This window comes from Caballeronia pedi, assembly GCF_001544915.2.
Lineage (GTDB): Bacteria > Pseudomonadota > Gammaproteobacteria > Burkholderiales > Burkholderiaceae > Caballeronia > Caballeronia pedi.
Map to the genome: position 1 here is coordinate 99,656 of NZ_FCOE02000011.1, position 18,593 is coordinate 118,248.

An 18,593-nucleotide genomic window follows, 5' to 3' on the forward strand; every position below is an offset into this window, starting at 1 on the left:
CTCTTTTTTGATTCGGGCAACCGCGGCCGTTTAGTCGCGTTCACTTGCGTTCACCAAACACGACACGCACAGGCGAGCCGAGCCGCAATCGCACGAACGTATTCCTCTGTCACCCTCAGACTAACGGACCGCTCATGACCCAAAACTCGATGCTGAACTCGCTTCCTGCCTGGTCGGCGCTCCAGTCGCATTACGATGCCATTTCCGGCGAGCGCCTGCGCGACTGGTTCGCGCCGCAGAACGATGCCGCGCCGACGCGCGCCGAGCGCCTCACCTTTCAGGGCGGCGGCCTCGCAATCGACTTCTCCAAGAACCGCGTCAAGGACGAAACGCTGAAGTTGCTCGTCGAGGTCGCGCAGCAGGCCAAGGTCACCGAACGCCGCGACGCGATGTTCCGTGGCGATATCGTCAACATCACCGAGCAGCGCGCGGTGCTGCATACGGCGCTGCGCGCGCAGTCGCCCGACGCGCCTTTCTACGAGCAGGTGCAGAAGGAAAAGGCCAAAATGGCCGCCTTCTCCGATCGCGTGCGCGACGGCTCCTGGAAAGGCTATACCGGCAAACGCATCCGCCATGTGGTGAACATCGGCATCGGCGGCTCGGACCTCGGGCCGAAGATGGTCGTGCACGCGCTGCATCATCTCGCCTCGAAAGATCTCGACACGCACTTCGTCTCGAACGTCGACGGCGCCGATCTCTGGAACGTCCTTCAGCAAGTCGACGCCGAAGAGACGCTCGCGATCATCGTCTCCAAGACCTTCACGACGCTCGAAACGATGACCAACGCGCACTCGATGCGCGACTGGTTCCTGAAGTCCGGCTGTCCCGAAGATCAACTGTCGAAGCATTTCGTCGGGGTATCGGCGAATCCGGCCGAGGTCGTGAAGTTCGGCATCGCCAAGGAAAACGTCTTCGAGATGTGGGACTGGGTCGGTGGCCGCTACTCGCTGTGGTCGGCGGTCGGCCTTTCGATCATGCTGTCGGTCGGTCCGCAGAATTTCGACGCGCTGCTGCAAGGCGCGGCGGCGATGGACGAGCACTTCCGCACCGCGCCGCTCGACAAGAATCTGCCCGTGCTGATGGGCATGATCGGCATCTGGTATCGCAACTTCTTCGGCTCGCAAAGCGATCTGGTCGCGCCGTATTCGCAGGCGCTGCACTATCTGCCTTCGTATCTCCAGCAACTGGAGATGGAAAGCAACGGCAAGTCCGCGCGGCTAGACGGCAAGATGGTCGACTATCCGACCGCCGCCGTGATCTGGGGCGAGCCGGGCACGAACGGCCAGCACGCGTTCTTCCAGATGCTGCATCAGGGCCCGACGATCATTCCGATCGACTTCATCGCGGTGCTGACGCCGGAACATCCGCTTGTCGATCATCACGCGAAACTGCTCGCCAACTGCTTCGCGCAAAGCGAGGCGCTGATGCTCGGCCGCACGCTGGAAGAAGCGAAGAAAGTGGCGGGTCCGGGCAAGGAAGAACTGGCGACGCATCTGAGCTTCCCCGGCAACCGGCCCACCACGACGATCATGCTCGACGCCCTCACGCCGCAAACGCTCGGCGCGCTCATCGCGCTCTACGAGCACAAGGTGCTCGTGCAGGGCACGGTGTGGGACATCAACTCGTTCGATCAGTGGGGCGTGGAGCTCGGCAAGATTCTCGGCAAGGTCGTCGAGGCCGATATCACCGCCGCGAGCGCCGATCCGGCCAAGCATGACTCGTCGACGTCCGCGTTGATCGCGCGTGCGCGCGCGGCGTTGAAGCGTTAAGGCTCGCTGTAGGTTCGTGGCCCGCAGTGCTTCGGCGTTGCGGGCTTTTTCATACGCTCAGGCCGTTCACGAGCCGCCCGGCTTCGATCGTCACCGTGGCGTCGCAACGCTCGGCCAGCTCGGCATCATGCGTGACGAGCACGAGCGTCGCGCCATTGCGACGGTTCATCTCGAACATCAGGTCGATGATCGCGTAGCCGGTGGTGGCGTCAAGGCTGCCGGTGGGTTCGTCGGCGAAAAGTACGGCCGGATGCGTGACGAAGGCACGCGCGAGCGCAACGCGCTGCTGTTCGCCGCCCGAAAGCAGCTTCGGATAATGGCCGGTGCGCTGGGACAGCCCGACTTGATCGAGCAGCGATCGCGCGCGCGCCGCGATTTCGCCGTGCGGTATCTCCGCGCGCAATTCGAGCGGCAGCATCACGTTTTCGAGCGCGGTCAGATGCGGCATCAACTGGAACGACTGGAACACGAAACCGACCGCGCCGCTGCGCAGCGCGGCGCGCTCGTCTTCGTTCAACGCGGACAGTTCCTTGCCGAGCAGACGAACCGAGCCCTCGCTCGCGCTGTCCAACCCGGCAAGCAGACCGAGCAGTGTCGACTTGCCCGAGCCTGATGCGCCGACGATCGCCACGCTGCTGCCCTTCGCGATCGACAGATCGATCTGATCGAGAATCGTGAGCTCGCCCGTTGCGTCCTTCACCCGCTTGCTTAAACCCCGTACTTCGATGACCGGCTCGATATTGTTTTGCATGGACACTCTGAAAAAGAACTGGCGCGGCTTCGTTCCCGCAATCGCATTGATGGCGGCATGGTCCGGGACCGCGCATGCCGCCGATGCGCAGGCAGCCACGCAACCCAAACCCGCGATCGTCGTGCTAGGCGATAGCCTGTCGGCCGAATACGGCCTGCCGCGCGACACGGGCTGGGTGAATCTCTTGCGCGAGCGTCTGGCGAAGGAGCGTCTCGATTATAGCGTCGCCAATTCGAGCATCAGCGGCGACACCACGAGCGGCGGCCGCGCGCGGCTGACCGCCGTGCTGTCCCGCATCAAGCCGGACGTCGTGATCGTCGAGCTCGGCGCGAACGATGCGCTGCGCGGCGTTCCGCTTGCCACGACGGAAACGAATCTGCGCGGTATTGTCGATGCGTCGCAGGCGGCGCATGCGAAGGTTTTACTCATCGGCATGTACGTTCCGCCCAATTACGGCCCCGACTATTCGCAAAAGTTCCACGCGGTGTACGAGCGCATCGCGAAGGAAAAGAAAGTGTCGCTCGTGCCCTTCCTGCTTGCCGGCATTGCTGACAAGCCTGCCATGTTTCAGGCCGACCAGATTCATCCGACAGTGCAGGCCCAGCCATTGCTATTGGATAACGTCTGGCCAATCTTGAAACCCTTGCTGGGCGCAAGCGCCGCGCATTGAAGACGACGCGCCGGCCCGCGACAGCTTTTCCAACAACGCGGAACATGGCCACGATTCAGTCATCTGAGACTTTCGCGTCACTCTTATAACCCCGCTCGTCATATGAGCGACTCTACAAGGAGGTCACGTGAAACTTGCCCCTCTTCTCGCCCTGACCGTTGCGATCTCGGCGTGCGCCGCGCAACCGCCCGCCGGCGTGCAGCAAGTCGGCACGAGCCAGAAAGAGCCGAAGGTCATTGCGCAATGCGTCGCCCAGAAGTGGGCCGACAAGTCGCAGCAGCAGGTCGTTTCGCAGGATACGCTCGCGAACGACAAGGCCGTCGACGTGTACGTTCCCGGCCAGCAGCCGCCGAACGGCGCAGCGGCCATCATTCACCCGGCGTGGTCCGGTCCGGGTTCGTGGGTCGGTTTCCGCGCCTCGGGTGCGGCCGGCAGTCAGGCAACCGGCGACATTCAGGCTTGCCTGTAAGCAGCGCTCGGTTGTGCGCTTGCCGCGCGTTCATGGCGGCATAGCCCAAACAAAAGCCCCGCATCCTTTCAGATGCGGGGCTTTTTCCATGATCGCGGAGCCGATCAGTTCGATGACGGCGGCGGAGCCTGGCTCAGCTTGACCTTCGAGCGCGCCTTCAACGAGTTGAGATACGCTTCCATTTCGGCCTGCGCATACACCTGCGCCACCTGCTGTTGCGCGCCCGTGAGACGGTCGGCTGCGACCGGCGCCGCTTTCTCGATGCCGTTCACACGGTAGATCGCGTAACCGCTCGCACCGAGGTCCACACCGACATAAGCCGGCAGCTTCGACGCATCCGCCTTGAAGATCGCGCTCAGCGCGGCGGGCGGCAAGCCCTGCGCGTCGTTACGCGATACCGTGATCGGCGATGTGAAGCCTTCGGTGGACTTCGACTTCTGCAGGTCCGCGAGCTTCGCCTCGCCTTCCTTCCTCGCCATGGCGGCGGCCATTTCCGCAATGACCTTCTTGCGCACGTCCTCCTTCACCACGTCGAACGGGGGAACGGTCGACGCTTTGTAGTCGGTCACACGCGCGGCGATCAGCGTACTGTTGCCGACATCCATCGCCTGCGTGTTGTTGCGGTCCTTCACCGAGTCCGGCGCGAAGACGGCTGCGAGGAACTTCGGATTGTTGAGCGGACTGTCCTGCGGCAACTGAGGGTTCGGCTTCGGGCCGACTGTCGCGGTCTGGATCGTCAGCTTGTATTTGTCGGCCGCGGGTTGCAGCGTCTTCGCCTTCTCATAGACGAGATCGGTGAAGCCTTGCGCGTTGTCAGCGAAGCCCTTCGTGCCTTGCTGAGCCGCGTAGTCCTTCGCGATCGCATCCTTCACTTCATCGAATGGTTTCGTCGCGCCAGGCTTCACGTCGGTCGCCTGGATGATGTGATAGCCGAAGTCCGACTCGACGATATTGCTCACTTCGCCCTTCTTGAGACCGAAGGCGGCGTCGTCGAAAGCCTTGCCGCCGGCGATCTGACCGCGCGCGAAGTAGCCGAGATCGCCGCCCTTGCTCGCCGAGCCCGGATCGTCCGAATTTTTCTGCGCGACTTGCGCGAACTGGTCCGGATGCGCCTTGACCTGCGCCAGCAGTTCTTCGGCCTTCTGTTTTGCCTTCGCCTTGTCGGCCGCGCTCGCGTCCTTCGGTGCGTTCACGAGAATGTGGCTCGCGCGCACTTGGGCTTCCGTGCGATAGCGCTGGATGTTGTCGTCGTAATACTTCTTGAGATCGGCGTCGGTCGCCTTCGACGCTGCAGCGATCGACGACGGCGACAGCACGAGGTACTGGATCGTGGCGGTCTCCGGCGTCGCAAAGTCGTTGCGATGCGCTTCGTAGTAGGCCGTGAGCTGCGCGTCCGTCGGCTGGATTTTCGCGGTGTAGTCAGCCGCGCGCAAGGACAGACCCTGCACCGAGCGCTTCTGCTCGGCGAGTTCAGTCAGGCTCTGCGCGAGCGCTTTCGACGTGAACGACGTCGCCTGGATGCTGCCCGGAATCTGGTCGGTCGCGATTTGATAGCGCATGCGTTCGTCGTATTGCGCGGGCGTCATGCCCTGCATGGCGAGCAGTTGCTTGTAGCGTTCGAGGTCGATCGTGCCGTCGGGATTCTTCAGCGACGAGATCACCGGATCGGAAAGCAGCGCGCGACGCACGGCGTCATCCGACGCGGTCAGATGCAGGCGTTGCGTTTCGTCGGCCATGGCGCGCTGCTGCACGAGGCTGTCGACCATCGCGGCGCGCGTTTCGGGCGAATCGAACATCTTGGCGTCGAACTGCGAACCGAGCATCGAGCGGGCGCGATCCACTTGCTGGCGGAAAGCGCTGTCGAATTCGGCGCGCGTGATCTTGTGGCCGTTTACGCTGGCGACGTAAGAACTTTCGTCGAAATAGTTGCTGAATCCCTGGATCCCGACCATGCCCAGACCGGGCACGATGATCAGGATCAGCAGAGCCATCATCAGGCGCTGGTGATTACGGAAGAAGTCGAGCATGCGTAGCGCTGCGTAGTCAGAACAAAACGCTCGATATTACAACAGTGGCAGAGGAAAAGGCGAAAGGTGGTGGGCGAATGGACTTTCCGGCAGACGACAGATGCGGAGTCGAACCCTCGAATCGATGCGAATTGTTTTATCTATCAGGCATTTAACCCGCGATTGGGTCAAATTGCGTAATCGTCGCGCTGTGATGATTAGCACTCTTGATGGAGAGGCAAACGCGACAAGCGCGCGGCGAAAAACAAAAAGTCCCGCACGCTTCGCAGCCTGCGGGACTTTCATGTTCGATTCTGGCGGAGCGGACGGGACTCGAACCCGCGACCCCCGGCGTGACAGGCCGGTATTCTAACCAACTGAACTACCGCTCCTGGGTAGCGCGCAATGAATTGAAACCTGGTGGGTGCTGAGAGGCTCGAACTCCCGACCTACGCCTTGTAAGGGCGCCGCTCTACCAACTGAGCTAAGCACCCGGTTCGCAATTCATCCGGTTTGCGCAGCGCTGAATTCAAAACTTCGTTTTGCGAAGCCCGTATCCAGCGAGTCCGCTAGTTTAGCGCATCCTTCAGCGCTTTGCCAGGGCGAAATTTCGGGACCTTCGCGGCCTTGATCTTGATCGCATCGCCGGTGCGCGGATTGCGGCCCGTGCGCGCGGTGCGCTTGCCAACGGCAAACGTGCCGAAGCCGACCAGCGTCACCGTGCCGCCCTTCTTCAGCGTCGCGCGCACGCCGCCGATCACCGCTTCGAGCGCGCGGCCGGCAGCGGCCTTGGAGATATCGGCATGCTGCGCGATATGGTCGATCAGTTCCGTCTTGTTCATTGTGATCCCCGAATCAGTATTGGCACGTTGTAATCGATCTGGTCCCGCATCGATGCGAATGGCATCTCGATAAGTTTGGATGCGGCGCTCATTTAACTTAGCCGAAAGAACCGTGTCAACGGGGGTTGAGCCTTATTCGGCGAGGGTTTGCGGTGCTTTAGAAGACCTCTTCGAAAAGCCGCGCGCAAAAAGAAAAACCCGCGAGCGTGAGCCCGCGGGTTTTAGCGTCGATCACGCAACACGGCGATAAAGCCGTGCTGCCCGATGCGCGCGTCAGTGCTTCACGAACTCACCCGATGCGGGCGCGTCCTTCTGCTGCTCGGCCGCCACCGGCGTCGCCTTCGCCTCTTCTTCAGGCAAGGATTCCGGCGTGCGTTCGAGCGCCAATTCCAGCACGCGATCGATCCAGCGAACCGGCACGATCTCGATGGCGTTCTTCACGTTGTCGGGAATGTCGGCCAGATCCTTCGTGTTTTCCTCGGGGATCAGCACGAGCTTGATGCCGCCGCGATGCGCCGCAAGCAGCTTCTCCTTCAACCCGCCGATCGGCAGCACTTCGCCGCGCAGCGTGATTTCGCCCGTCATCGCGACATCCGCGCGAACCGGAATGCCCGTCAGCACCGACACCAGCGCCGTGGTCATCGCGATACCGGCGGACGGACCGTCCTTCGGCGTCGCGCCTTCCGGCACGTGGATGTGAATGTCCTTCTTCTCGAAGGATTCATCTGTGATGCCCAAACGCCGCGAGCGCGAACGCACCACCGAGCGCGCCGCTTCGACGGATTCCTTCATCACGTCGCCGAGCGAACCCGTGCGGATCACGCCGCCCTTGCCGGGCATCACCGCCGCTTCGATCGTCAGCAGATCGCCGCCGACTTCCGTCCACGCGAGGCCCGTCACCTGACCGATCTGGTTTTCCTTCGCGGCCAGACCGAAGTCGTACTTGCGCACGCCGAGGAAGGTGTCGAGGTTCGAACCGTCGACCTTCACCGCGCCTTCGGCCTTCTTCAACAGCAGCATCTTCACGACCTTGCGGCAGATCTTCGATATTTCACGCTCGAGCGAACGCACGCCCGCTTCACGCGTGTAGTAGCGAATGATGTCGCGGATGGCTTGCTCCGTGACGTCGATCTCGCCGTCCTTCAGGCCGTTGTTGCGCTTCTGCTTCGGCAACAGGTAACGCGTCGCGATGCTGACCTTCTCGTCTTCCGTGTAACCCGACAGGCGGATGACTTCCATCCGGTCGAGCAGCGGCGGCGGAATGTTCAGCGAGTTCGACGTCGCGACGAACATCACGTCCGACAGGTCGAAGTCCACTTCGATGTAGTGGTCCGCGAACGTGTGGTTCTGTTCCGGATCGAGCACTTCGAGCAGCGCGGAAGCCGGATCGCCGCGGAAATCCATGCCCATCTTGTCGACTTCGTCGAGCAGGAAGAGCGGATTGCGCACGCCGACCTTGGACAGGCTCTGCAGAATCTTGCCGGGCATCGAGCCGATATACGTACGACGGTGACCGCGAATCTCCGACTCGTCATGCACGCCGCCCAGCGCCATGCGTACGAACTTGCGATTCGTCGCGCGGGCGATCGACTGCCCGAGCGAGGTCTTGCCGACGCCCGGAGGCCCGACGAGGCACAGAATCGGCGCCTTCACCTTCTCGACGCGTTGCTGAACCGCGAGATACTCGAGAATGCGTTCCTTCACTTTCTCGAGACCGAAGTGGTCTTCGTCGAGCACGCGCTCGGCGTTCGTGAGGTCGTTGTTGACCTTGCTCTTCTTGCGCCACGGCAGGCCGATCAGCGTGTCGATGTAATTGCGCACGACGGTCGCTTCCGCGGACATCGGCGACATGAGCTTCAGCTTCTTGAGCTCGGCATCGGCCTTCTTCTTGGCTTCCTTCGGCATACGCGCGGCGGTGATGCGCTTCTCGAGTTCCTCGAGATCCGCACCCTCTTCGCCTTCGCCCAGTTCCTTCTGGATGGCCTTGACCTGTTCGTTCAGGTAATACTCGCGCTGGCTCTTTTCCATCTGGCGCTTCACGCGGCCACGGATGCGCTTCTCGACCTGAAGAATGTCGATCTCGGCTTCGAGCTGGGCGAGCAAATGCTCCAGCCGCTCGATCACAGGGAACATCTCGAGGATGTGCTGCTTCTGATCGAGCTTGAGCGGCAGATGCGCGGCGATGGTGTCGGCAAGACGACCCGCTTCGTCGATACCCGACAGCGAGGTCAGGATCTCCGGCGGAATCTTCTTGTTGAGCTTCACGTACTGATCGAATTGCGAAACGATCGCGCGGCGCAGCGCTTCGGTTTCAGCGCTGTCGGCGTGATCCGGCTCGAGCGGCATCACGTCGCTCGAGAACTGCGTTTCCTGCTCTTCGATCGAGAGCGTTTTGGCGCGTTGCAGGCCTTCGACGAGCACCTTCACCGTGCCGTCAGGCAGCTTCAGCATTTGCAGGATGTTGGCGACACATCCCACTTCGTACATGTCCTTTTCGGTCGGTTCATCTTTCGCCGCCGTCTTCTGGGCGACGAGCATGATGTGCTTGCCGCCTTCCATCGCGGCTTCGAGGGCCTTGATCGACTTGGGCCGCCCGACGAAGAGCGGAATCACCATATGCGGGAAAACGACTACGTCGCGCAGCGGGAGCAGCGGCAGCGTAATGCGTTCCTGCGGGAGGAGTTGGGTTCCTGACATTTCATTTCCCCATTAATGGAATCAGTTCAGTCGTAAGTAAGGCCGTTCAGAGCTATTGCAAGCCTTTATCGGAAGGGAAAAGTCGGTAGTCAAAGATCGCGTCAGTAACGTCCACAAGATAAACCGAAAAAAATAAAAGGCCGTTCACGTCGCCATGAACGGCCTTTCGCCGACACACAGCCTGCTTCAGTTCGATCCAGCTACCTTGGGTGCGTCTTCGTAGATGAGCAGCGGTTTGCCGTCGCCGTCGATCGTGTTGTCGTCGACGATCACCTTCGAAACGCCCTTCATGGTCGGCAGTTCGTACATCACGTCGAGCAACGCCTGTTCCAGAATCGAACGCAGGCCGCGCGCGCCGGTCTTGCGGCGAATCGCCTTCTGCGCGATGGCCTGCAGCGCCGCCGGACGGATCTCCAGTTCTACGCGTTCCATCGCGAAGAGCTTGTGATACTGCTTCACGAGCGCGTTTTTCGGCTCGATCAGAATCTTCACGAGCGCGGCTTCGTCGAGCTTGCCGAGCGTCGCCACGACGGGCAGACGGCCGATCAGCTCGGGAATCAGGCCGAACTTGATCAGATCTTCCGGCTCGACGTCACGCAGCACTTCGCCCGCGTCGCGATCCTGCTTGCTCTTCACGCTCGCGCCGAAACCGATACCAGTCTTCTCCGTGCGATCGGTGATGACCTTTTCCAGGCCGTCGAACGCGCCGCCGCACACGAACAGGATGTTGGTCGTATCGACCTGGATGAAATCCTGATTCGGGTGCTTGCGTCCGCCTTGCGGCGGCACCGACGCCATCGTGCCTTCGATCAGCTTGAGCAGCGCCTGCTGCACGCCCTCGCCCGACACGTCGCGCGTGATGGACGGGTTGTCGGACTTGCGGCTGATCTTGTCGATTTCGTCGATGTAAACGATTCCGCGCTGCGCCTTGTCGACTTCGTAGTTGCAGTTCTGCAGCAACTTTTGAATGATGTTCTCGACGTCCTCGCCGACGTAACCGGCTTCGGTCAGCGTCGTTGCGTCCGCGATCACGAACGGCACGTTCAGCATGCGCGCAAGCGTCTGCGCGAGCAGCGTCTTGCCCGAACCGGTCGGTCCGATCAAGAGGATGTTGCTCTTCGACAGCTCGATTTCGTCTTTCTTGTCGAGATGCTTGAGACGCTTGTAGTGGTTGTACACGGCCACCGCGAGAATTTTCTTCGCGCGTTCCTGGCCGATCACGTACTGATTGAGGATATCGCTGATTTCCTGCGGGCTCGGCAGGTCTGACTTGGTCAGCCCGGCCTCATCCGCCGCGCCAGCCGCCTCGTCGCGAATGATCTCGTTGCACAGGTCGATACATTCATCGCAGATGAACACCGACGGCCCAGCGATGAGTTTTTTCACCTCATGCTGGCTTTTGCCGCAGAACGAGCAATACAGCAGCTTTTCGCTACTGGAACCTTTTTTGTCCGCCATAAATGTGTAAGCCTCCGGACACTCTTGTTACATGATACGCCCTTCGATTCGCCCTCGCAGATTCGCACCTTGCGATAGCGAACGAAGCGCGTTCTGGCGTTGCGCCGCATGCGCGACTTCGCTACTGGGCCGGCACCGTCTCCGGGCGCCGGCGCGGCGCCGCTCCGGACGCCGTCAGGGACGCTTGTGAAGCACCTGGTCGACGAGGCCGTAAGCTTGCGCGTCGTCACCCGACATGAAGTTGTCGCGATCCGTGTCGCGCGCGATGCGCTCGACCGGCTGACCCGTGTGATGCGACAGCAACTGATTCAGACGTTCCTTCAGGTACAGGATTTCCCGCGCCTGGATTTCGATGTCCGATGCCTGACCGCGTGCGCCACCGAGCGGCTGGTGGATCATCACGCGCGCGTTCGGCAGCGCGACGCGCTTGCCCTTCGCGCCCGCCGCCAACAGGAACGCGCCCATGCTCGCGGCAAGTCCCATGCACAGCGTCGACACGTCCGGCTTCACGAACTGCATGGTGTCGTAGATCGCCATGCCGGCCGAGACCGAGCCGCCCGGGCTGTTGATGTACAGGCTGATGTCCTTGTCCGGGTTCTCGCTTTCGAGGAACAGCAGCTGCGCGACGACGAGGTTCGCCGACTGATCGTTCACCTCGCCGACGAGAAACACCACGCGCTCCTTCAGGAGGCGCGAGTAAATGTCATAGGCTCGCTCGCCGCGGCCGCTCGTCTCCACCACCATCGGAACGAGGCCGAGCGCCTGGGCTTCGAAGTCCCGCGTTGCGTGGGACGCCAACGTATCGAGCAATTCAGCGCGAAAGGTCATGCAATTTCCTTGTTCGGAATAGGGATACTGAACGACAAAGGAACATCCAGTAGAACGGCATGCAAACGCCCAAACTTTAATGCAAAAAAGGCGTGCGGGCCGTCAGTCCGACGACTCCGCACGCCCCCTGCCTATCGCGTCAGGCTTGCGCCGTTGCGCTGGCCAGTTCCTCGAAGCTGACTTCCTTGTCGGTCACTTTGGCCTTGCCCAGGACGAAATCGACGACGTTGCTTTCCACGACGTACGCTTCCATCTCGGCGAGGCGCTGCTGGTTCGAATAATACCAGCGGACGACTTCCTTCGGGTCTTCGTAGCTCTTGGCGAATTCGTCCACTTCAGCGCGGATCTGCTCGGGCTTCGCCTGCAGTTCGTTGGCCTTCACGAGTTCCGCCAGCACGAGGCCCAGCTTCACGCGGCGTTCGGCCTGCTCGGCGAACATTTCAGCCGGGATCGGTGCGTCGGCGGCGTTCGGCACGCCGCGCTGCTGCAGGTCCTGGCGGGCCATTTCGACGAGGCGCTGCTGATCCTGCTCGATCAGCGCCTTCGGCACGTCCAGCTCGGAAATCTTGAGCAGCGCGTCCATGACCTGATTCTTCACGATCTGCTGCGTGCGGCGCTTGGCTTCACGCTCCAGGTTGTCCTTGATCTCGGTGCGCATCTTCGTGAGATCGCCGTCTTCGATGCCGAGCGACTTCGCGAAGTCCGCGTTGATTTCCGGCAGATGCGGCCATTCGATCTTCTTGAGCGTGATCGTGAATTGCGCCGTCTTGCCCGCCACGTCCTTGCCGTGATAGTCCTCGGGGAACTTGAGGTCGAATTCGCGCGATTCGCCTGCCTTCAGGCCCGTTGCGGCCTGTTCGAACTCGGGCAGCATGCGGCCTTCGCCCAGCACGAACGCGAAGTCCTGCGCGCTGCCGCCTTCGAACGCGACGTCGTCGATCTTGCCGACGAAGTCGAGCGTCACGCGGTCGCCGTCGGCTGCTGCCGTGCTCGGGCCGCCGTCGCCGTGCTCGCCGGCTTCGCCGCGTGCGTGGAAGTGCACGCGCTGCTTGCGCAGGATGTCCAGCGTGCGGTCGACTTCGGCTTCGGAGATGGTCGTGACCGTGCGTTCGATTTCAGCGGTGGCCACGTCGCCGAGATTCACTTCGGGATAGACCTCGAAGGTCGCGTCGAACGCGTAGGCGTCGGTGGCGTCTTCCGACTTCGGCGCGAAGCTCGGCTGGCCCGCGACGCGCAGGTTCTCGGCGCGCGTGACGTCGAAGAATTCCTTACCGACCTTGTCGCTCAGCACTTCGGCCTCGACCTGACCGGCATACTGCTGCGTCACCATCTTGAGCGGCACCTTGCCCGGGCGGAAACCCGGCATGCGCACGTTCTTGGCCAACTGGCGGATGCGCGAATCCACTTCCTTCTGCACGGTGTCCTTCGGCAGGGAAATGGTCACGCGGCGTTCGAGCTTGCCGAGGTTCTCAACTACGTTAGCCATGGCTGAAATCGTCCTAGAGTAAATCGTAAATTCGGTGTTCGGTTCTTCCGCGGTTCTAAAGGCGCGGGTCCGGGTGCGGACTCTGCGTGAGCCGGCCGAAAGCGACGCCAGGCGCCCGAAGCGCACGCAATGCGCGCCTCGCGGCGGTGCCGGGTCGTCGCCCGACACGGTGTCAGTCAACAGAGCCAAGCATTTTAGCAAACAAATGGCGAGGGGCCGGACAACGGAGCCGCGAACCTGCCGTTTCTGCTGAATTTGGCCGAAAAAGCGCCCGTTTTTGGGACGGATTCTGGCGTAAATCCGCGTTTTCCCGACGCGCTCGCGCGCGCACAATTCCCGCTATCGGCGCGCCGCTATTTTGCGTCGCGCGCCGCGCTGATAAGCTTGCCGGCGCATGATTCACGCGACGAAGCCGCGCGGCGCGCAATCCATTGCCGCAAGGCATGAGAAGCATGCAACAAGTGCATGAATCGGGCCTCGCTGCGCTTCCGATCGCTCCTTCAACACCAGAACATTCGAGACACCATGCCTAACGCCACGTCTGCTGCTCCTGTAGTTGTCATCGCTCCCGACTCTTTCAAGGGCTCGCTGTCCGCGGAAGGGGTCGCGAACGCCATCGCGGAAGGCATCAGGCGCGCGCGGCCGGACGCCGACATCCGCATCCGCCCGATGGCCGACGGCGGCGAAGGCACGCTCGACGCGATGCTCTCGGCGGGCGGCGAGCGCCGCATGCTGAACGTGCGCGGCGCGGCCGCCGCGCGCCGCGATGCCGCCACGGGTCTGCTCGCCGACGGCGGCGCGATCGTCGAGACGGCGGAAGTCGTCGGCATCACGGACCCGGACGGGATGGCGGTGCCCGTCACCGAACGCAGCACGCTCGGCATGGGCGAAGCCATTCGCGCGCTGCTCGATTCCGGCGCGCGCACGTTCTACGTCGCGCTCGGCGGCAGCAGCACGAACGACGGCGGCGCGGGCCTGCTCGTCGGCCTCGGTCTGAAGCTCTTCGATGCGGCCGGCAAGGAACTGGCGCCGGTGCCGTCGGCGCTCGCGCAGATCGCGCGCATCGACGCGTCGGGGCTCGATCCGCGCGTGAAGGATGCGCAGTTCGTCGGCATGTCGGACGTCGACAATCCGCTCAACGGCGATCACGGCGCGACCGCGATCTTCGGTCCGCAGAAAGGCGTGACGCCGGAACAGGTCGCGACGATCGACGCCGCCCTCGCCCATTTCGCCGATCTGCTCGAACCCGCGATGGGCGTCGCGAAGCGCAACGAACCCGGCGCGGGCGCGGCGGGCGGGCTCGGCTTCGCGCTGCATATGCTCGGCGCGCGCTTCGAGACGGGCGCCGAAGTGGTCGCGCGCGAAATCGGGCTGGATGCCGCGCTCGAAGGCGCGAACTGGCTGATCACCGGCGAAGGCCGCTCCGACGTGCAGACGCTGCACGGCAAGGCGCCGTTCATCGCTTGCAAGCACGCGCGCGACCAGGGCGTGCCAGCGACGCTGCTGTCGGGCGCCGTCGATTCGGCCGCGCTGCCGCGCCTTTCCGAATTCTTCAGCGGCTGCTTCTCGCCCGCGCCGGGCCCGATCACACTCGACACGGCGATCCGGGACGCCGCGCGCCTGCTCGCCAACGAAGCCGAGCAGCTCACGCGGCTGAGGTTCGGTTCGGTCTGAGTCCGGACGACGCGCGCGGGCGCCTCAGGCCACCGCGCGCCTCAAGCCGAACGCAAGCCGGTCCAGGCACCAGACGGCGAGCATCGTCGCGCCCATCAGCGGGAAGATCATGCCGAGCACGGTCAGGCCGCCGCGCCATGCGCGCATGGGCGCACGCTTGACCGGCCGTGCCGGCGCGCCGAGTTCGCGCGTGGGCCGGCGCTTCATCCACATGATGAAGCCCGTCACCGCGAGCGCGGCGAGCCCGAGCGAGATCGCCGAGCAGACGATCTGGTTCGCGAGCCCGAAGTAGCGCCCCATATGCAGCGACGTGCCATACGAAATCCACTGCGCGACGCCTCCATAGCTCGCGTAGTCGATATCGGACAGCACGCGGCCGCTGTATTGATCGATATGCAGCGTGCGCTCGTCACGCGGATCGGCGGGAAAATACGACACCGTGTAGACGCCGGACGGTTTGGCCGGCAGCGCGATGCCGTAGTCGTCGGTGACGCCGTTTTTCGCGGCGAGCGCGACTACGTCGTCGATCGAGACGCGCGCGGCCGGCGCCGGCGCATGCGCGCTGTCCGGCAGGTTCGTCGCACCGACGGCCCACGGCGTCTGCTGCAACGGCAGATCGTCCATCTTCATCTGCATACCGTGCATCGCGTGTTCATCGCCTGGCTTTCCCGCTGCGCCGGGCGCGGTCGAATGCACGTGCGCCTCGCCCCACGCGCCCTTCGGATAACCGAGCGATGCTGATGTCGCGAGCGCCTTGAACTGCTTGCCCCACGATCCCGACCACGGCAATCCCGACAGCACGAAGAACAACGCGCCGATGGCGAGCCACACGCCGCCGACCGCATGCAGATCGCGCCACCACGCGCGGCCCTGCAGCGACAGACGCGGCAGCCACACACCGCCCTGTCGGGCATTCGACCGGCTGGGCCACCACAGCGCGATGCCCGTGCCGATCATCACGAGCGTCCAGCAGCCCGCCAGCTCCATCACGAGCTCGCCGGTCTTGCCGAGCATCAGCCCGCGATGCAGATTGCGCACCTGCTTCATCAGCCGATGTTCGACCGAAAGCGTGCCGAGCACGGCGCCATCGTAGGGATTCACATATACGCTTTCGCTCTCGCCCGACGGCAGACGAAAAACGAACTCGGCGCTGCGCGTGCGATCGGCTTCGATCTGCGCGAGCGTCGGCACGGCGCCGCGCGGCTCGTTCGCCGCGGCCTTCGCGAGCAGCACCTCGCGTGAAAGCTGCGGGCCATGGGTATCGGTGACGACCATCCTGTCGCGATACAGCAGCGGTTCGATCTGCGGCTGGAAGCAGTAGATCGTGCCGGTGATCGCGAGCACGATGAGCAGCGGCATCACGAAGAGGCCCGCGTAGAAATGCCAGCGCCAGAGCGTGCGGCGATGCGCGATGACCTGCGCGTTCGACGTTGCCTCTGCCGCGTTCAAGTTGGGTGCAAGCATGACGATTCTCGTTGAATAGGTGCGTTTTCGGTTGAAGGACATCAGATGCCGATGCGTCCTTCGAGATAGAACGTGCGCCCCGCATACGGATGGAATACGTAGTAGCGCTTGTCGAACAGGTTGTCGACGCCGACGCCCAGTTCCGTGCGCTTCGTCGGCTTCCAGGTGAACTTCGCGTCGACGACTGCGTACGTGCTCGTGCCGCCGTAGGTGTTCGGATTGACGTCGGTGTTCGTGAGCGTGTTGTATTGCCGCCCCGAGTAACGTACCGCGAGCGTCGTCGCCGTATTCCCGGGCGTGTGATACGTCGCCGCCACGTTCGCGCGCCACAGCGGAATGCGATAGAAGTACTTGCCCACCGATGCCGGATTGCCGCTGTTCGCGAGAATCTTCGACTGCGTGTACGCGGCGTTTGCGATGAGATCGAGCCCGCGCAGCAGCACGTCCTGTCCTTCGTAAGCGAACTCGACGCCGCGCGAACGCACCTTGTCGATATTCTGGAAGTTCGTGACGTTCGGAATGACGGTCGTGTTGATCTGGCTGAAGATCGTGTTCTTGACGTCGTCCTGAAAGAGCGTGAAGCGATACAGCCCGTTGCCGCGCACCCATTCGGCCGTCAGTTCCTTGGACAAGTCGTCTTCGGGCTTCAGGTTCGGATTGTTGTTGACGATCGAGATGCCGTTGATCTGCCCTTGAAACAGCTCGCCGACGGTCGGAAACCGGTACGCGCGCCCGACCGAAGCGCGCAATGTCAGGTCCTGCGTCACATCGAACGACAGCGACGCTTTCGGCGACCAATGGCTCTGGCTCGCGTCCTGATACCCGAGCGCGGTCGAGCCGACCGCGCGCGTGCCGTCATACGCGTTCCAGTTCTCATAACGCACGCCGTAGGTGAACGCCCAGCGCGGCAGAAAGCGCCACGCGTCCTGCGCGTAGAGCGCCTGCGTGCGCGTGCGTCCGCCGAACGAATTGGCGAACGACACGCCCGCGCCATCGCGCCACGCACTCGTGTTCGAGGTGACGTTGTCGAGAAAATAGTTGTCGTAGTGATAGCCGAACGACAACGCGTGCGCGGCGAGGCCCGAGCGCGCGGTCGGCGTCCAGCTCGTGCGCAGATCGAGCGACTTCCAGCCCGAACCGCTGCCGTCGGTTAGCGTGCCGGGGCCGTCGCCGGGCACGCCGGAACTCGCCGTGCGCGCGATGCTCTGCGTGATGTCGAAGTACGATGCGATCGCCTCGGCGTTCCAGCCCGTGTCGTTGTGCGTGCGCAAGGACACCCCATAGAGGAAGTTCTCGCTCGACCCCATGCTCGGCGCGAACGTCGCGGCCGGAATGACGTACTCGAAACCGCCGATGTTCACGCGGCCGCTGTACACCGGGTTGCCGGCGGCATCGCGCAGAAAGGTCTGCGTGTCGCTGTTGTACTTCTGATGCCAGTAGCCGAGCGTGAAGCCCGCCTGCAGCGTGTTCGTGAGATCGTAGGCGAGCTTCACGCGCACCTGATCCTGAAACGTGCGCGTGATGCCTTCGCTCGACGTGCCGAGCACCGCGGTGCGCGCGTTGAACTGGTCGTTGTAGAAGGTCGCGCCCGTGACCGGCGTGTCGGCGGCCGTGGCGGGCGTTTTCGATTGCGCGAGCGTCGCGAACTGCAGCGGCTGCCCCGTGTTCTCCAGATGATCGACGCCGATCAGGAACGACAGCTTGCCGATGCGGTCGCCGACCGTCGCCGTCGTGTTGGTGCCGTTGAAGTTGCGGTTCACGCCGAAGAGATCGAAGTGCTGCGTGAAGCCCTGCACTTTCGCGTCGGCTTCGAACTGGGTCGGCATTCGCGTCGTGATCGCGATGGTAGCGCCGATCGAATTGCCGGGATACAGCGCCGAGTACGGGCCGTAGATGACATCGGTGCGCTCGATGTCGTCGGCGAAGACCATCGACCAGCGCGGCGCGAACGTCCAGGTGTTGCCGAGGAAGTTGCTGAGCAGGAGGCCATCGGCATAGACGAGGCCGCGCGCCGTCTGCGAGTTGCTCGTGCCGCGCACGGCGATGGTCGCATTGGGATCGCCGATGAAGCGTTTGCGCACGGCCATGTTCGGCGCGTACTTGAGCACGTCTTCGGGCGTCGTCACGTTCCAGTACTGAAACTGGTCGGCGGTGACGGTGTTGACGCTCGCGGGCAGATTGGGATCGAGCGGCGATGCCCGCGATCCGGCTTGGGCCGTGACGACGACCGGCGCCAGCGTGGCGTCGTTCGAACTGGAGGGCGCGGCGCTATCGGCCTGCGCGGTCGGGACCGGTGTATCCGGTGCGGGAGAAGCGGCCGCGGACAAGGCCGCGTGCGCCATCAGCGATAGCGGCAGCCAGGCGCGTGCGTGCGCCGCGGCACGGCGGCGCGAACGCCGTCGCGCTCGCGTGGTGAGCGTGAACATCGAGAATTCCTGAAAAGGCTGACGAGCGATCGCGCGCATACGTCGCGTACATC

13 protein-coding genes and 2 tRNA genes are annotated in these 18,593 nt (G+C 63.1%); 4 read left to right on the forward strand and 11 right to left on the reverse strand.

Features of this window, described 5'->3' with window-relative positions:
* The first annotated feature begins 134 nt into the window (after positions 1-134).
* Positions 135-1,769, forward strand: coding sequence for a glucose-6-phosphate isomerase (pgi, locus tag AWB80_RS18605; RefSeq protein WP_061176134.1), 1,635 nt, complete (start codon positions 135-137; stop codon positions 1,767-1,769).
* Between the two features lie 49 nt (positions 1,770-1,818).
* On the opposite strand, the gene AWB80_RS18610 is transcribed toward pgi, so the two are convergent.
* The gene (locus AWB80_RS18610) at positions 1,819-2,520 is read right to left on the reverse strand and encodes an ABC transporter ATP-binding protein (RefSeq protein ID WP_061176135.1); all 702 of its coding nucleotides are present in this window, start codon (positions 2,518-2,520) and stop codon (positions 1,819-1,821) included.
* Here AWB80_RS18610 and AWB80_RS18615 point away from each other — a divergent pair.
* Positions 2,519-3,190: an arylesterase gene (locus AWB80_RS18615; protein WP_061176136.1), complete on the forward strand. Its 672-nt coding sequence runs from the start codon at positions 2,519-2,521 to the stop codon at positions 3,188-3,190. The two genes, AWB80_RS18610 and AWB80_RS18615, sit on opposite strands and share 2 nt — an antisense overlap.
* A 127-nt stretch (positions 3,191-3,317) precedes the next feature.
* Positions 3,318-3,659, forward strand: coding sequence for a hypothetical protein (locus tag AWB80_RS18620; protein ID WP_061176137.1), 342 nt, complete (start codon positions 3,318-3,320; stop codon positions 3,657-3,659).
* Positions 3,660-3,763: 104 nt separating this feature from the next.
* On the opposite strand, the gene AWB80_RS18625 is transcribed toward AWB80_RS18620, so the two are convergent.
* The 8 genes from AWB80_RS18625 to tig all read right to left on the reverse strand — a co-directional run bounded on the left by AWB80_RS18625 (position 3,764) and on the right by tig (position 12,976).
* Complete coding sequence (locus AWB80_RS18625; RefSeq protein WP_061176138.1) at positions 3,764-5,686, reverse strand: SurA N-terminal domain-containing protein; 1,923 nt, start codon at positions 5,684-5,686, stop codon at positions 3,764-3,766.
* 294 nt (positions 5,687-5,980) lie between these two features.
* Positions 5,981-6,057, reverse strand: a tRNA-Asp gene (locus AWB80_RS18630).
* Between the two features lie 26 nt (positions 6,058-6,083).
* Positions 6,084-6,159 (reverse strand) — tRNA-Val (locus tag AWB80_RS18635).
* 75 nt (positions 6,160-6,234) lie between these two features.
* Positions 6,235-6,561 carry an HU family DNA-binding protein gene (locus tag AWB80_RS18640; RefSeq protein WP_225936243.1) on the reverse strand — a complete coding sequence of 109 codons (327 nt, stop codon included), beginning with the start codon at positions 6,559-6,561 and terminating at the stop codon, positions 6,235-6,237.
* Between the two features lie 219 nt (positions 6,562-6,780).
* Entirely contained in the window at positions 6,781-9,204 is a 2,424-nt protein-coding gene (gene lon, locus AWB80_RS18645; RefSeq protein ID WP_061176140.1) for an endopeptidase La, read from the reverse strand.
* Between the two features lie 186 nt (positions 9,205-9,390).
* Positions 9,391-10,662 carry an ATP-dependent Clp protease ATP-binding subunit ClpX gene (gene clpX, locus AWB80_RS18650; RefSeq protein WP_061176141.1) on the reverse strand — a complete coding sequence of 424 codons (1,272 nt, stop codon included), beginning with the start codon at positions 10,660-10,662 and terminating at the stop codon, positions 9,391-9,393.
* Between the two features lie 174 nt (positions 10,663-10,836).
* A complete protein-coding gene (gene clpP / locus AWB80_RS18655) occupies positions 10,837-11,490 on the reverse strand; it encodes an ATP-dependent Clp endopeptidase proteolytic subunit ClpP (protein ID WP_061176142.1) in 654 nt (217 codons plus the stop codon).
* A 139-nt stretch (positions 11,491-11,629) separates the two neighbouring features.
* Entirely contained in the window at positions 11,630-12,976 is a 1,347-nt protein-coding gene (gene tig / locus AWB80_RS18660; RefSeq protein WP_061176143.1) for a trigger factor, read from the reverse strand.
* A gap of 525 nt (positions 12,977-13,501) precedes the next feature.
* Here tig and AWB80_RS18670 point away from each other — a divergent pair.
* The gene (locus AWB80_RS18670; protein WP_061176145.1) at positions 13,502-14,650 is read left to right on the forward strand and encodes a glycerate kinase family protein; all 1,149 of its coding nucleotides are present in this window, start codon (positions 13,502-13,504) and stop codon (positions 14,648-14,650) included.
* Positions 14,651-14,674: 24 nt separating this feature from the next.
* On the opposite strand, the gene AWB80_RS18675 is transcribed toward AWB80_RS18670, so the two are convergent.
* A complete protein-coding gene (locus AWB80_RS18675; RefSeq protein WP_061176146.1) occupies positions 14,675-16,114 on the reverse strand; it encodes a PepSY-associated TM helix domain-containing protein in 1,440 nt (479 codons plus the stop codon).
* A 41-nt stretch (positions 16,115-16,155) separates the two neighbouring features.
* Positions 16,156-18,540, reverse strand: a complete 2,385-nt coding sequence (locus tag AWB80_RS18680; protein WP_061176236.1) for a TonB-dependent receptor — start codon at positions 18,538-18,540, stop codon at positions 16,156-16,158.
* Positions 18,541-18,593 lie beyond the last annotated feature (53 nt).

Excerpts from the sequence above, each read along its gene's own strand:
- tig (WP_061176143.1), bottom strand. The coding sequence starts at position 12,976 with ATGGCTAACGTAGTTGAGAACCTCGGCAAGCTCGAACGCCGCGTGACC.
- AWB80_RS18670 (WP_061176145.1), top strand. The coding sequence starts at position 13,502 with ATGCCTAACGCCACGTCTGCTGCTCCTGTAGTTGTCATCGCTCCCGAC.
- AWB80_RS18615 (WP_061176136.1), top strand. The coding sequence starts at position 2,519 with ATGGACACTCTGAAAAAGAACTGGCGCGGCTTCGTTCCCGCAATCGCA.
- AWB80_RS18610 (WP_061176135.1), bottom strand. The coding sequence starts at position 2,520 with ATGCAAAACAATATCGAGCCGGTCATCGAAGTACGGGGTTTAAGCAAG.
- clpP (WP_061176142.1), bottom strand. The coding sequence starts at position 11,490 with ATGACCTTTCGCGCTGAATTGCTCGATACGTTGGCGTCCCACGCAACG.
- AWB80_RS18675 (WP_061176146.1), bottom strand. The coding sequence starts at position 16,114 with ATGCTTGCACCCAACTTGAACGCGGCAGAGGCAACGTCGAACGCGCAG.
- clpX (WP_061176141.1), bottom strand. The coding sequence starts at position 10,662 with ATGGCGGACAAAAAAGGTTCCAGTAGCGAAAAGCTGCTGTATTGCTCG.
- AWB80_RS18680 (WP_061176236.1), bottom strand. The coding sequence starts at position 18,540 with ATGTTCACGCTCACCACGCGAGCGCGACGGCGTTCGCGCCGCCGTGCC.
- lon (WP_061176140.1), bottom strand. The coding sequence starts at position 9,204 with ATGTCAGGAACCCAACTCCTCCCGCAGGAACGCATTACGCTGCCGCTG.
- AWB80_RS18625 (WP_061176138.1), bottom strand. The coding sequence starts at position 5,686 with ATGCTCGACTTCTTCCGTAATCACCAGCGCCTGATGATGGCTCTGCTG.
- pgi (WP_061176134.1), top strand. The coding sequence starts at position 135 with ATGACCCAAAACTCGATGCTGAACTCGCTTCCTGCCTGGTCGGCGCTC.